The sequence below is a fragment of the Scardovia wiggsiae F0424 genome, from assembly GCF_000269605.1.
Lineage (GTDB): Bacteria > Actinomycetota > Actinomycetes > Actinomycetales > Bifidobacteriaceae > Scardovia > Scardovia wiggsiae.
In genome coordinates, this window is record NZ_AKCI01000001.1 from 428,000 (window position 1) to 441,600 (window position 13,601).

General features: G+C 52.2%; 12 protein-coding genes. 4 read left to right on the top strand and 8 right to left on the bottom strand.

From position 1 onward, the window contains the following. Nucleotides 1–76: 76 nt before the first annotated feature. The 5 genes from gap to HMPREF9156_RS0101985 form a co-directional block, all read right to left on the bottom strand. Nucleotides 77–1,132, bottom strand: a complete 1,056-nt coding sequence (gene gap / locus HMPREF9156_RS0101965) for a type I glyceraldehyde-3-phosphate dehydrogenase (RefSeq protein WP_007147125.1) — start codon at nt 1,130–1,132, stop codon at nt 77–79. A gap of 201 nt (nt 1,133–1,333) precedes the next feature. Further along, a complete protein-coding gene (ptsP, locus tag HMPREF9156_RS0101970; RefSeq protein ID WP_007147126.1) occupies nt 1,334–3,025 on the bottom strand; it encodes a phosphoenolpyruvate--protein phosphotransferase in 1,692 nt (563 codons plus the stop codon). Nucleotides 3,026–3,109: 84 nt separating this feature from the next. Next, on the bottom strand, nt 3,110–3,376 hold the full coding sequence (locus HMPREF9156_RS07210) for an HPr family phosphocarrier protein (protein ID WP_007147127.1): 267 nt from the start codon (nt 3,374–3,376) through the stop codon (nt 3,110–3,112). Between the two features lie 156 nt (nt 3,377–3,532). After that, nucleotides 3,533–4,435: a PRD domain-containing protein gene (locus HMPREF9156_RS0101980; protein ID WP_007147128.1), complete on the bottom strand. Its 903-nt coding sequence runs from the start codon at nt 4,433–4,435 to the stop codon at nt 3,533–3,535. Nucleotides 4,436–4,446: 11 nt separating this feature from the next. Beyond that, nucleotides 4,447–6,603, bottom strand: a complete 2,157-nt coding sequence (locus HMPREF9156_RS0101985) for a glucose PTS transporter subunit IIA (protein WP_007147129.1) — start codon at nt 6,601–6,603, stop codon at nt 4,447–4,449. A gap of 297 nt (nt 6,604–6,900) precedes the next feature. Here HMPREF9156_RS0101985 and HMPREF9156_RS0101990 point away from each other — a divergent pair, with 297 nt between their 5' ends. The 3 genes from HMPREF9156_RS0101990 to HMPREF9156_RS0102000 all read left to right on the top strand — a co-directional run bounded on the left by HMPREF9156_RS0101990 (nt 6,901) and on the right by HMPREF9156_RS0102000 (nt 9,483). After that, entirely contained in the window at nt 6,901–7,695 is a 795-nt protein-coding gene (locus HMPREF9156_RS0101990) for a LytR/AlgR family response regulator transcription factor (RefSeq protein ID WP_017147401.1), read from the top strand. Next, nucleotides 7,685–9,058 carry an ATP-binding protein gene (locus HMPREF9156_RS0101995; protein ID WP_007147131.1) on the top strand — a complete coding sequence of 458 codons (1,374 nt, stop codon included), beginning with the start codon at nt 7,685–7,687 and terminating at the stop codon, nt 9,056–9,058. The genes HMPREF9156_RS0101990 and HMPREF9156_RS0101995 overlap by 11 nt, the downstream gene beginning before the upstream one ends. Nucleotides 9,059–9,135: 77 nt before the next feature. After that, nucleotides 9,136–9,483: a hypothetical protein gene (locus tag HMPREF9156_RS0102000; protein ID WP_017147402.1), complete on the top strand. Its 348-nt coding sequence runs from the start codon at nt 9,136–9,138 to the stop codon at nt 9,481–9,483. 87 nt (nt 9,484–9,570) lie between these two features. On the opposite strand, the gene HMPREF9156_RS0102005 is transcribed toward HMPREF9156_RS0102000, so the two are convergent. The 3 genes from HMPREF9156_RS0102005 to HMPREF9156_RS0102015 all read right to left on the bottom strand — a co-directional run bounded on the left by HMPREF9156_RS0102005 (nt 9,571) and on the right by HMPREF9156_RS0102015 (nt 12,064). After that, entirely contained in the window at nt 9,571–9,903 is a 333-nt protein-coding gene (locus HMPREF9156_RS0102005; protein WP_007147133.1) for a hypothetical protein, read from the bottom strand. 93 nt (nt 9,904–9,996) lie between these two features. After that, nucleotides 9,997–10,833: an ATP-binding cassette domain-containing protein gene (locus tag HMPREF9156_RS0102010; protein ID WP_007147134.1), complete on the bottom strand. Its 837-nt coding sequence runs from the start codon at nt 10,831–10,833 to the stop codon at nt 9,997–9,999. Further along, nucleotides 10,823–12,064 (bottom strand): ROK family transcriptional regulator, encoded by a 1,242-nt coding sequence (locus HMPREF9156_RS0102015; protein WP_007147135.1) that lies wholly within the window; start codon nt 12,062–12,064, stop codon nt 10,823–10,825. Before HMPREF9156_RS0102015 ends, HMPREF9156_RS0102010 begins: the two co-directional genes overlap by 11 nt. A gap of 303 nt (nt 12,065–12,367) precedes the next feature. On the opposite strand from HMPREF9156_RS0102015, the gene HMPREF9156_RS0102020 reads away from it, so the two are divergent. Beyond that, complete coding sequence (locus tag HMPREF9156_RS0102020) at nt 12,368–13,525, top strand: substrate-binding domain-containing protein (protein WP_007147136.1); 1,158 nt, start codon at nt 12,368–12,370, stop codon at nt 13,523–13,525. Nucleotides 13,526–13,601 lie beyond the last annotated feature (76 nt).

Here is a 13,601-nt window from a genome sequence, read left to right on the forward strand (position 1 = left end):
TCCCCGGCCTGTTTCCGTAAGCCGGGGATATTCACTTTTTCCTGCAGCAGCCGGTAAAAGCTGCCGGGTAGTCCTGCTACTGTGCCAGTTCTGCGAAGTAGAGGAGGGTACGGATCATATTGCAGGTGAAACCGTACTCATTATCGTAGAAAGCTACTGTCTGTACCAGCTGATGGTCCTCAGTAGTGTTGACAACAGTCTGGGTCGGATCAAACACGCCGCCGTGGGTATCGCCGATGATATCGGAGGATACGATCCCGTCAGCATTATAGCCGTAATACTCGCAGTTTTCGTATGCTTCCTTGAACTTTGCGTTGATCTCGTCTGCGGTAGTGCGCTTTTCAAGTTCAACAGTCAGCTCTGTGATAGAGCCGTCCGGGACCTGTACGCGCTGTGCATGCCCCTGGAGCTTGCCGTCAACAGAAGGTACTACCTTGCCGATAGCCTTTGCAGCACCGGTGCTGTGCGGGATGGTATTCACAGCGGCAGCACGGTTGTTGCGCTCCTTGGAATAGCGCGGGCCGTCAAGGATCATCTGTGTGCCGGTATAGGCGTGGATAGTGGTCATGAAACCGATCTTCACGCCCCAGTTGTCGTCAAGGGTCTTGACCATGGCTGCCAGGGAGTTCGTGGTGCAGGAGCCTGCAGACACGATGCTATCTGATGCCTTGAGGATATCATGGTTGACGCCATATACGACTGTCGGTGTGGTGTCATCTTTAGCAGGGGCAGAAATAAGGACTTTCTTTGCTCCGGCATTCAGATGCGCCTGGCTCTTCTCGGCAGAGGTATAGAAGCCGGTGCATTCAAGGACATACTCGACACCGTTATTGGCGACCCATGGGATATTAGATGCATCTTTCTCGGCATAAACAGGGTATTCTTTCCCTTCAACTACGAGGGCGGTATCGGTTGAAGAAACCTTGACCGGAGTACCGTCAGCGTGGCGGAATGGGCCCTGGCTGCTGTCATATTTCAGAAGGTAAGCAAGCATGGAAGGCGTAGTCAGATCGTTGATTGCTGCGACTTCAATGTCATTAGCTTCACCGCCTTTTTCCTGAAGCTCAAAAATGCGGCGGAATGCAAGGCGTCCGATACGGCCGAAACCGTTAATACCAATTTTTACTGTCATATATTTACTTCCTTAGGAAAATACCTCACTGGGCCTGCCAGCGGGATAGGCTTTATTGCCAACGGCTCTATTGTATCTGCGAGACTGTACTGAATCAAGGTGTGCAGGTGCGGGTGTGCCGTGAGAAAAAGCCCTGTACGGGCATTCGCGTACAGGGCTTTGTGTTGTGAATTCCGAGATACGTGTATTTGGCAGCGGAGCCTACAGGAGGTCAAGGAGCTGGGGATCCGCCAATGCGATAACAGCGGCCCGCGCATCCTTAGCTGTACGCGCATCGAGTGCATAGGCAGCCATCTGCTGGCAGGTAGACAGATCATGCATATGCAGGGCAGCACGTACGGCATTCACTTTGGTCGCAGCCATGGAAAGCGAGTTGACGCCAAGCCCGGTAAGTACCAGGGCCATAAGCGGATCACCTCCTGCCTCGCCGCAGACGCCTACGGGCTTTCCTGTAGCTGCCCCGCCTTCGCAGGCAAATTTGATCATGCGCAGGACTGCGGGCTGCCATGGTGACAGAAGGCCTGCAAGCTCCCCGTTGAGGCGGTCTGAAGCCATAGTATACTGCGCAAGGTCATTAGTGCCTATGGAGCAAAAATCGACTTCAGACAGGATCTGCGGGGAGCGGATTGCAGCTGCAGGGACTTCGACCATAACGCCTACTTTCGGCAGGCCGAAACCGCGGGCTTTCTCTGCGAACCATTCTGCTTCGTCAACAGTTGACACCATAGGCGCCATGACCCAGAGGTCACCGTGCGTTTTCTGATAAGCGTTCGCCAGCGCCTGCAGCTGGGTATCAAGCAGATCAGTCCGGCGCATCCCCAGGCGCAGGCCGCGTATCCCCAATGCAGGGTTCTCTTCCTTATCCTGGTTCGCGAAGGCCAGAGGCTTGTCGGCACCGGCATCAAGCGTGCGCACAACAACATGCCGCCCTCCAAAAGCTTCAAGTACCGCGGTATAAATATCTGTCTGCTCTTCAAGGGCAGGGGCCTCTTCGCGCCCGAGGAAAAGAAATTCTGTGCGGAACAGGCCGGAACCTTCAAGGTCGAATGCGGCTGCGCGTTCTGCATCCCCCTCCTTCCCGATATTGGCGTAAAGCGCCACATGGTGACCGTCGCGGGTTGCACCTTCCCCTGATGACCCTGCCAGTGCTGCAGCCCGGCGGCGGGAACGTTCCTCAAGCTCTGCAATTTCAGTTTCTGTAGGGGAGACGACCACTTCACCGACACCGCCGTCGAGCGCAACGGTGCCGCCGTCATGGACATGCTCTGTAAGCCCACTTATCTTGACGACGCATGGGATGCCAAGCTGTGCTGCGAGTATGGCTGTATGGCTGGTAGGCCCGCCTTCCTCGGTCAGTATGCCCATGACGAGTTTCGGGTCAAGGGTGGCGGCTTCAGCTGGCGCAAGGTCATATGCTGCAATTATTACTGGTTCGGTAATATCAGGCACCCCCGGTGCCGGCAGGCCGCGCAGCCGTGCAATAGTACGGTCCCTGACATCGTGCAGGTCAGTGACCCGCTCTGCCATGTATCCTCCGAGTTTTTTCAGCAGTACCGCATAATCTTCGACAGCACTGCAAACTGCGTGGGTAGGCCCTTCCCCCTTTTTGAGTTTTTTATCGACCGATTTGATTAGCCCCTTGTCGGCGGCCAGCTGGGCGGTTGCTGCAAGGACGGCTTTGGATTTTTCATCGGTTGCCAGGTCACGGCGGTTTCTCAGGTCCTCTGCTACAGCCTGCATAGCTTCGCGTATCTTGGCACTGCCTGCTTCCCAGTCAGTGCATGGGCCCTCGTCCGGATCTGCCTCCGGCGCCGGCATAACGAATGCCACGCGGCCGTGGGATGTCCCTGCATATACGCCGATGCCGTTCAATATCTGGTGTCCGTCAGACATACAAATCGCTTATCCTTTCTGTATTTATTCCTGAATTCCTGACAGTACTTATATTGCTTTCCATTGCCTGCCCGTACCCAGGCCCTATTCTGCATCCAGGTCACGGGCGAGCAGCTGCGCCAGTTCATCCATTTCAGCGCCTTTGGAATCGTCATCGCAGGTGATGGTTACTTCATCACCGCCTTTGACCCCTAAAGTCATTATTTCAAGCGCTGATGCGGCATCTGCCTCTTCACCGTTGAAATGCATTGTAACGTCAATGCCCTTGTCGTCAACCGCTTCTGCGACTAAAGCTGCCGGACGGGCGTGAAGGCCTACGGATGCACCTATTGTTGCTGTACGTGAAATCATGGTATTGTCCTTTCTGTATGATTTTCTGACCACTGCAGGGGCCTTTCAGACTCTCTGCAGAATTTTATAATTTAGTTTTATGACTCATGGCTGTACTGTTCTGGCAGTACCGGCCCTGACAGTGTTTTCCGATGGTAGCGTCTGTCTGGTCTGCGGTCAGGTACCGTCCGGCTTTTCTGCTGATCCTTTCCCTTCGGCTTCCTGGGCTGCCTGCTTGCGGACCCTGGCAATATGCAGGGTCAGGTATGCAATTTCATCATCCGTTATCGGCCCGTTGAGCCGCAGCTCAAGAAGGGATGCAGTAGTCCTTGCACATTTATATTCATCAGGGTAAGAATCCTGTATTGCTTTCGAGATGGCAAGGGGCTCATTGGTCAGCTGTTTGTTCTGATAGCTGCGGACAAACAGGTACCTTAAATGTGTGATGAAACGCCCTATGCTTACCGTGCTCTGGTCAACACTGATAGCGAATTCATTCTCGATTATTTTCACTATCTGCTGGATAACGCCTGTCATCTGGTAGGTATATGACAGGTCCCCTGTAGAGAACCCCGCATTCACCAGATGCAGTGCAAATGCTACGGCTTCAGCCCCGGGGAGGGCATTATCCAGATGGGCATTAAGATAGCTGAGCAGTGCAGTTGCCTGTGAATATTCGTCAGGGTAGAGGGTTTTGACTTCTGCAATGAGGGGATATTCAACAGGCGTACCGGATTTCAGACGGTTCAGCGCCCCCACAACATGGTCGGCCAATGCCACCGTAAGTATGGGGTTAAGGGCACTCCCTTTCACGGAACTGCCGTTACTTTTAGCGATCCCGCACTCCACCAGCGCGTCGGCAACAAGGATAACGATTTCAGGGGGTATCCCTGCGAGCATCGTGGCAACATGGTCGGGGTCCCTTCCATCCGCAGGGATGAATTTTCTGCCTACCCTGGACTCATCTACATGCTGCCCGGGCTTAGCTTGGAAGCCAATACCGCGTCCGGTAATAATGACTTCCTCACTGCCGTCCCGGACGAGGACCACGTTGTTATTGAAAACCCGCAGGATATCCATGTAACCCTTCCTTAATGGGCAACGTCGATAACGTCGGTACCGGGTTCAGCATCAATATCGGTATGGGGAGTAACTGATGCCATTTTCCTGGTATTCGTTACCGTCATAATCGTTGTGGTACTGTATCCGGCTGATTTTACCGTACTGTAATCCACGTCGGCGAGCTTGTCACCTGCATTGACGCGGTTGCCTTTGGACACAGCCACTGTAAAGCCCCGTCCGTCAAGTTTGACGGTATCAATGCCGATATGGACAAGGATTTCAGTGCCGCCGTCGGTTTTGATGCCGTAAGCGTGGCCGGTTTTTGCGACAGTTTTCAGGATGCCGCCGGCAGGTGCGTAGACTGCACCGTCTGCCTCATCCGGGACGATCCCCACACCGTCCCCGAGCGCATGGGAGGCAAATACCTTATCGCCGGTATCTTCCAGCGGTATTGTATGCCCGCGCAGTGGGGATACAATGTGTTCAGCGGATCCGGAGGCAGCGGTACCAGAACCGCTGGCTTCCTGCGGCACGGACACCGGTGCTGCGGAACCGTGTGCAGGAGCAGATGCCTTGCTTTGCAGCGTTATCGGGCTGCCGGATGTTTGTGCTTTTACTGCGGCTTTCTGCTCAGCGGTACGGTAATCGAAGATGAGGATCATGGCCATGGCGGTGAAGAATGCCACGGCAACGGAGATCGCGTAGACCCACATCTGGCTGAATACCGGGATGGTAAGGAGCGAGGTGAAAGCGAAAACATTCGTTGTGACACCGTGTACGGCCTGCCCTTTGACTATTGAAGGGAAAAGCCAGCCAAGCACTGCTATGGTGACGCCGCCGGCTCCGCACCCAATAAGCATGCGTGAATATATCTTCTTGAAACGCAGATGGATGCCGTACAGCGAAGGTTCGGAAACACCGCCGAGCAGGCCTGCCGCCAGCGCGCCGGCAGCAGTCTCCCGCATGCGTGTATCCTTGTCGCGTATAGACAGGATAAGAACACCGCATGTAGCCCCGAAGCAGGCGAAGTTCCATGTGCCCATAGGCCCCTGGATAAAATCGTAATTCAGTGTATTAATGTTGGCGAGCATAAGCGCGTTAAGAGGCCAGTGGAGCCCAAGCGGCACAAGGAACGGATAAATAAGCGGTATGGCTATGGCGAATACGAATGGTGCATGCAGGTTGAGCCATCCGAGGACAACGCCCAGACCGTTGCCGACCCAGATACCCAGCGGGCCGAGCAGGAATGCTGTTACGGGGATCATGATCAGCATCGACAGGAAGGGGACGAAGACGAGCTGCACACTGCTGGGGATGATCTTCTGCAGGCCTTTATAGACAAGCGCAAGTACTGCTACCATGAACAGCGGCACGAAGACATTGGAAGAATAGTCATTGAGCTGCAGGGGTATACCGAATACCATGGTAGAACATGTTTGTGTCCCCACGGAATTCGCAGTGCAGTGCAGTGCCGCTTTTGCAGCATTCAGTCCGTCGGAATTGCCGAATATTCCGGCATACCCGTCAGGATTTGACAGTGCCAGGTATTGCGGTGTCATTACCGCAGCCATGATTGCAGTTCCGACCCAGGGATCGACTTTCAGCTTTTTTGCGCCGTTGTAAGCGATCATAAGGGGAAGGAAGTAGAAGACGCCTTTCCACATGGCCTGGATGAAAACGAGTGTCGGGTTGGCGGTGTCATTGGGGATGACTTTGCATGCTATCAGTACATTGACTATTGCAATGATGAGTGAAGCGCCGAGCAGTACTCCGATGATGGGGCGGAAGGAATCTGAGAGGAAATCGAAAAAGGCGTCCACATAACGGTTCTTCCCCTTCACCTTTGCGCGTTCCTGTGCTTTAACGTCCGCATTGGACAGCCCGGCATCACTGTCTGTGCCGACGGCATCATCATCTTCCCCCATCTTGACGGAAGCCATGGAAGGCAGGGATTCGATATCGTTGTAAACAGACTCGACGCCCCCTCCTATAACGACCTGGTAATTATGCGCACCCTGGGATACTCCGGCGAGCACGCCGTCAATAGCTTCAATCTTATCTGTGTCAACGCGGGAAGCATCTTTCAGAGTGAACCTCAGCCTTGTTGCACAGTGGGTCAGGGATGTGATATTGCCTGGGCCGCCTATCTCATCGATTATAGCCTGGGCGGTTTCTTTGTTACCCATATGGTACCTTTCTCGTCAACGAGTGGTCATTGGTATAGATGCCGGGATGCCGCCCTGCGGTGCCTGCCACTGCAGTGTGCAATAAAAAAGACCTGGGAACGCATGTTAAACAGCATGCGTTCCCAGGTCTTGCCTCGTCAGAGTAACAACCCTGTCATCAATGCTTTCATACTATTGGGTTTTTATGAAAATGGCAAATTACCCGTATATTTACGGCGATTCTTTCTTATGTCTGCAGCGTAGATAACTTCCTTCCCTTTCCGTGATTGCCGCCCACAGGCGTAAGCTCGTAAGCTTATGGGCGGCAACCGCATGCAGGCCAGCGGTATAATTGTAGAAAAGGGCCGTATTGGACCGAGCAGGATCAAGGAGGTGCTGATGCTGACTGTTGCTGTCGTTGAAGATGACACTGCTGCTGCTGAGCGGCTTGAAGCGTGCCTGGATGAATACAGCCAGTCCCGTGGTATCCAGTTCAATACTGTCCTGTTCCAGGATCCGGTCCGCTTCCTTAACCCATACTCGGCACAGTATGACATCGTATTCATGGATATTGAGATGCCGTCCATGGACGGGCTGGAGGCAGCAAAACAGCTGCGCCGGCTGGACCAGGGCGTGGTGCTGGTTTTTGTAACCAACCTTGCACAGTACGCTTCCCGTGGTTACGAAGTAAATGCATTGGATTATATTATCAAGCCGTTTACGTATTCGGATTTTGCGCGCAAGATAAGCCGTGCGGTCAAAGTATGTGAGCAGGATTCGCGCAGCGTGGTCATTTCCCAGCGCGGACGGGCGCAGCGGGTACTTCTGCGCAATATCATGTATGTTGAAGTCCGTGGGCATGATCTCCAGTATCATCTGGAAAACCGTACAGTAAATTCTGTGGGCACTATGCAGGAAGCGGAGGAGAGGCTTACCGGATCAGGTTTTATCCGCTCCGGAAGGAAATTCCTGGTCAATTCACGGCATATCAGTGCTGTTGAAAATAATACGGTTGTTTTGTCTGACGGGCACAGGCTTCCTGTGGGCAGGGCTTACAGAAAGAGTTTTGTTGCCCAGCTCGCAAAAATTTTAGGTACCGGCTATGGCTCCTGATCTGCTCCTGGCATTTTTCAACTCTTCAGGGTTTGTTTTTGAGCTCCTGTTTTCCATAGCGCTGTTCACATCGCAGGTAAGGCGCAGGCGGTATTTTGCTGTAAAAGCCCTGCTTTGTGTAATTGTTATGGTGGCTGTCGCCATAATGTGGGATATTGCAGTCCCCGATGCTTCATGGGCAGCAGTGGCCAGGTGCCTTGTTTTCTATCTCTGCTTCTATGCAGGTATCCGGATATGCCTGTATTCGGATCTCAGGAAAACCTTGCTTTATCTGGTCGCCGGTGTCACCGCCCAGCATCTGGTTTACTGCGGAGCCCAGCTGCTGGCTTTCTGTATCGTGCACGGTGCAGGGGGCAGACCGTCACTGGCCCGATATTCCAGTGTTATCTATGCAGCAGCATTGATTCCGTTTTTTATCTGTGTATATTTTCTGTTTGCGCGCAGGATACGGAGGATGCCTTTTGATGATATTGAAGTGAGCGCCCGCATCCTGCTCCTTGTAATCGGCGTTTTTCTCAGTGTTACTGTATTCGCGAGCATTTATAACGGGTATACATCCGGTGAGGGCATACCGGGGCCGGTTTTCGTTACTTTTATTATGACCCGCATGATTACCTGTATTTTCCTTCTTGAGCTTTTGGCTCAAATGGTGGACCGTTTTGCTGCCGTACGGCAGAGTGCTGTTCTCCAGCAGCTGCTCAGCCAGCAGAAAAAACGGCTTGCTGCTGACAGGGAGACAATCGATCTTATCAATATCAAGACCCATGATCTGAAAAAGCAGCTGAGCATGCTCAACGGCAGGATTCCCGGTGATGAGATCAATGGGCTCAGGGATCTTGTAACGATTTACGATTCAACTATCCGTACGGGCAATGATGCGCTGGATGTGCTGCTGACGAACAAGTCCCTGATATGCAGGGAACGTTCCATCCAGCTGGAGCGTATGATCGACGGGTCCCAGCTATCTTTTATGAAACCGCAGGACATATACTCGCTGTTTGGGAATGCTGTGGATAATGCGATCGAAGCGGTGACGCAGATCAGGGATGTATCCCTGCGATATATCCGCATGACTGTCCGGGAGAGTAAAGGCATGGTTATTTTCCATATTGAGAATCCCTATACGCAGGAACTGGAGTATGAGGATAGCGGCGGGCATGCTTCGCAGCTGACGGGCGGCAATCCTGAGAAAAGCCGGGGGCTTTGTGCCGGCAGCCTTGTGACGAGCAAGGCGGATAAGCAGTATCATGGGTTTGGTGTCAAATCTATTGGCCTTGTTGCCCAGCAGTATGGAGGTACAGTTTCCATTGATGCTGACGGAGGGATTTTTTCTCTGGATGTTATGATCCCCTCCCGCCATTAGCCGGTACTGAAGCTCACGGATCAGGGATGCAGTGAACAGGCATGGCAAAGGGTACGTATGCTGTATGCTTGCGTAGTATGAGCGATACAGCAAAAAACCGGTTATATGCATTGACCTGTATAGCCTGCATAGCATGGCTGGTGCAAAGCATCCATGAGTATGTGAAGCATGGGACTCTCATCAGCTATGGAAGCATTATCTTTATCGTCTGTCTTCTTACCGTTATCATATATACGGGCATCAATGCCCTGCGTGGCTTTGTAAGGGGTACTGCCCGGACGGGAAGCGGTACTGATGCTGAAGAAAGGCCTGTGGAAGACAGCGCCGGCAAGGCTGATGAGAGCTTTGCGGATTCTTCTTCGGATACTGGTGATACCTTTGCAGAAGGTGCCTCTTCCGCTGCTGATGCATCAGCAGCCGGATAATAACAGACCTCCCTATGGGCCCGTACAGCAGAAGGGTATCATCAGTCTCTGCTGCTGTCTGCGGTTCCTGCAGGCCGGTACCCCTGTTTATTTGTTTTTTCGCGGCCTGCGCACAGGCTGATGTTCTTCCTGAGGCTGGAAGTAGGGGAACCGCTTGACAGCCCGGGAATGGATTGCAGGGATAGCGCCTATGATGAACCCTGCAAGGAGCGCCCCAATCAGTACCCATGAAGCGATATTCTGATTGGTGAAAATAAGGATGATCACGCCGCCCATTGACACAGTCCCCAGGATAGTGGACAGACGCTGATGGCTTTGTGTCATCTTCCTGGTATCCATCGGCAGGAAACCGAAGACAAGGCCGGCAGACAGGCCGACAACCCCCAGGATAACGCTGATGATAATAGTTGTGGTACTCATAATGTGTCACACTTTCTGTTTCTATATTATATGCTGCAGTATCTTTCCGGGCTCGGGTGCCTGCCCTTGCGCGATAAAAGATATGCCGGGCATCTAACCCTGTACTGAGGCTTCGGCATATCTGTCTATCAGTTTCCGGCTAACAGGTGCCTGCCCTTTAAGCCCGTCTTTCTGCTCTGCAGTAAGGCCATTGAAGTCGCTGACGCCGGCTATTCTGGCAATCACTTCCTGATAGGTGGTTTCTGAAGTTTTATAAACACCTGTTATGCGTCCGTGCCTCATAATTGCTATACGGTCGGAAACCGCAAAGACATCCGGAAGCGTATGGCATATAAAAACGACTGATTTCCCTCCGGCCCTCAGGCTCCTGATGTGATTGAGAGTTTCGGCCGTTTGTATAACACTCAGGGATGCGGTAGGTTCATCCAGGAGGACGAGCGACGGGTCATTCAGCAGCATCCTCGCCAGTGCCACAGTCTGCCGCTGTCCGGCGGACAGGGCGGAAATAGGGGAGTAGACAGATATTGAGGAGTTCATGGCATTGAGTACCTTCCTTGCTTCCAGGTGCATCCGCTCATCCTGGCGGATGTTCATCTGTGCTGATATTTCAGTGCCAAGGAATATATTTGCAGCCACATCAAGGTTATCGCAGAATTCTACGTCCTGGAACATGGAAGCTATACCCATGTCTATGGCATCGTGGATGGAGGGTATACGCGCTGCTTCGCCTTTCCATATAATAGTCCCGCTGTCCGGCTGAACCAGCCCGGACAGCACTTTGATCAGCGTTGATTTGCCCGCGCCATTGTCTCCGACGATGGCAAGCACTTCATGTTTTTCAATGGTAAATGAAACATCTTTCAGCGCCTGCGAAAACCCCAGGGTAACATTCAGATGCCGGACATCTGCCAACGGTGTCTTATCTATCATGCGGGCCTTCTTTCCTAGCTGTGCCGGTATCGACGTCCTGGGCGGCGATCGAATCAAGTTTTATCCGGGAAATGCTGCTGGCAGATTCCAGCCCTAAAAGTGCTGCACCGCGCTCAGGCCGGGTAAGTGAAGGGTCTGCCAGGATGATTTTTATGGGCGTCAATACTTCAGGGAAAAGCAGCCGCTGGACAGACTCCTGGAATGAATCAAAAAATGAATCGCGTGCTGCGGCGAGCTTCCCTCCAAGTATGATAACTTCCGGATCTACGCTTATGCACAGATCGGCTACTGCAGTACCGATGCGTAACGCAGCATCCGATATGACCCTCCTGCATCCGGCATCCCCGCTGTTTGCCTGCTCTATGAGATCGTCAAGTGTTGTGATATTCCCATGTGTGACAGCCAGCAGTGATACGAGCCGCTGTTCATTGACGACAGTGTTCAGGCATCCCCGGTTGCCGCAGCTGCATACACCCCCAAGGGGATCAACCTGTATATGCCCGATCTCGCCGGCCATACCTGTTGCCCCGCGCATGATCTGGCCGTTCACAACTATTCCCGAACCGATGCCGTCGCCTGCATTGATAAAGACAAAATCTGCTTCCCTTTCTTCAGGGCTGCTCAGCCGCAGCTGCGCCAGGGCTGCAAGGTTAGCGTCATTGTCGATTGTTGTTTTTACATGGAATATTGAGGAGTAATATCCATGGATATCTACATCTTCCCAGCCGGGGAGGATCCCTGAAACGCTTATTCTCTGGAGTTTATAATCAACCGGGGCTGATAAGCCTACACCGATGCCTATGAGTTCATCTGCTGAAGCATCAATTGATGTCAGGGTTTCTTTAAGCAGGACAGCGGAACGCTCAAGGGTAGAATCAGCCTGATGGCGGGCGCCAAGGGGCAGGGAATGCTGGGCCAGAAGGGTATTGGCAGAATCGGTTATACACAGGTCCAGTGAGCGTACGCCTATGCAGAACCCGGCTGTTATGCCTTCGCGCCGGCTGATGCTTACTAAAGATGCCCTCCGGCCTGACCTTATTGATGATGAGGTTTCAAAAACACCGTCATCAACAAGCTGGCGGACGAGGTTTGATACTGTTGCTGTTGACAGCCCTGTATTTTCAGCCAGTTCAACTTGCGTAAGGGATCCGAACTTCTGGATGGTATCGAAAAGCAGCGCCTTATTGGCTTCACGAAGTGAAGACTGCGAGCCGGTAAACGGATTCCTCATAACACCAGTATAATGCAGATTGCAGAAGTATGCACCGTGTCCATATAGAAAGCAGCATGATCGGTTAAGAATATAAATAGTGCAGGGATGCGCTGCTGAGCTGTCATTATTTCCTAAAACTGCGGTTTCAGAAAGACTTCAGTAAACGTTAAGAATTTATGATAAAAAGAAAAACGACACGAAACTTGATTATTGAATTGACTTCTTAAACTCAATAAATTAGGATAGTGGCAGCAGAAAATTTCTGCATCTATGGATCGTATCCATAGATAACCTGGTATTCCTCAAAGGAGAAGGATAACCATGAAAATTACAAAGAAGCTGGTTGCGCTTATTGCAGGTGTAGCAATGCTTGGGGCTATGGGGGCCTGCGGAGGTTCCCGCAGCGGCGCCGGCGCCGGCAGCACAACGAAACTCGAAAAAGGCGCTACTATCGGTATCTCAATGCCGACTAAAAGCGAGGAAAGATGGAATAAGGACGGTAACGGGCTTAAAGCAAAGCTTGAAAAAGCAGGTTACAAAGTCATCCTTTCTTTTGCAGATGATAAGCCTGCCCAGCAGAATGCCGATATTGAGAATATGGTCAACAACAATGCCAAGATTGTTGTTGTTGCGTCGAAAGACGGCACTGCAGTCGGCCCGGCCGTCGAAAAGGCCAAGGATGCAGGTGCTACAGTTATTGCTTATGACCGCCTGATCATGAATACCAACGCTGTCGATTACTATGCAACTTTCCAGCTCGAACAGGTAGGCGTCCTGGAAGCCAGATATATCATCGATAAGCTCGGGCTTGAAAAGGGAGCTACAGGTCCTTTTAATGTGGAGCTTTTCACGGGTTCTCCCGATGACAATAATGCCAAGTATTTCTTCAAAGGTGCGTGGGATCTGCTGAAACCGTATTTTGAAAAGGGGATACTTGTTTCCCCGTCAAAGCACGGAGGCGGCGTGACCAGCAAATTCACGGTCGGTGACTGGCAGAAGATCTCCGTACAGAGCTGGAAAGCGGAACAGGCGCAGAAAGATATGGAATCGATCCTTGACTCAACGTATTCCCATGGGGAGAAGCTTTCCGCAGTTCTTTCCCCCTATGACGGGATCAGCCAGGGCATTATCAATGCAATAGAATCGAAGCGGCCGGATATGGTGCCGGGCACTGATACTTGGCCGGTTATTACAGGCCAGGATGCTATGGAGCTGGCAATTTCGAATATCGCAAAACAGAAGCAGGCCGAAACGGTGTTCAAGAATGTCAATAAGCTTTCTGATGCCGTATATGACATGATCCTGCAGATCGCAGACGGCAAGGAAGTTACCGGGCTGAACGGCAAGTTCAATAACGGCAAGAAAGATGTACAGTCCAAGCTCCTTGACCCGCAGAATATCACTAAGGATAATCTCAGTGATCTTGTCAAGGCAGGATATGTTACCCAGTCGAAGTTTGACCAGCTGACAGGCAAATGACCTTACCGGTGCAGGGGCAGGGGCTGCGGAGTCTTCTGCAGCCCGGGCTTCTGCCCGGGTCATCTAAACCGTATAA

Coding starts and splice junctions, on each gene's coding strand:
- gap (WP_007147125.1), bottom strand. CDS start 1,132: ATGACAGTAAAAATTGGTATTAACGGTTTCGGCCGTATCGGACGCCTT.
- ptsP (WP_007147126.1), bottom strand. CDS start 3,025: ATGTCTGACGGACACCAGATATTGAACGGCATCGGCGTATATGCAGGG.
- HMPREF9156_RS07210 (WP_007147127.1), bottom strand. CDS start 3,376: ATGATTTCACGTACAGCAACAATAGGTGCATCCGTAGGCCTTCACGCC.
- HMPREF9156_RS0101980 (WP_007147128.1), bottom strand. CDS start 4,435: ATGGATATCCTGCGGGTTTTCAATAACAACGTGGTCCTCGTCCGGGAC.
- HMPREF9156_RS0101985 (WP_007147129.1), bottom strand. CDS start 6,603: ATGGGTAACAAAGAAACCGCCCAGGCTATAATCGATGAGATAGGCGGC.
- HMPREF9156_RS0101990 (WP_017147401.1), top strand. CDS start 6,901: ATGGGCGGCAACCGCATGCAGGCCAGCGGTATAATTGTAGAAAAGGGC.
- HMPREF9156_RS0101995 (WP_007147131.1), top strand. CDS start 7,685: ATGGCTCCTGATCTGCTCCTGGCATTTTTCAACTCTTCAGGGTTTGTT.
- HMPREF9156_RS0102000 (WP_017147402.1), top strand. CDS start 9,136: ATGAGCGATACAGCAAAAAACCGGTTATATGCATTGACCTGTATAGCC.
- HMPREF9156_RS0102005 (WP_007147133.1), bottom strand. CDS start 9,903: ATGAGTACCACAACTATTATCATCAGCGTTATCCTGGGGGTTGTCGGC.
- HMPREF9156_RS0102010 (WP_007147134.1), bottom strand. CDS start 10,833: ATGATAGATAAGACACCGTTGGCAGATGTCCGGCATCTGAATGTTACC.
- HMPREF9156_RS0102015 (WP_007147135.1), bottom strand. CDS start 12,064: ATGAGGAATCCGTTTACCGGCTCGCAGTCTTCACTTCGTGAAGCCAAT.
- HMPREF9156_RS0102020 (WP_007147136.1), top strand. CDS start 12,368: ATGAAAATTACAAAGAAGCTGGTTGCGCTTATTGCAGGTGTAGCAATG.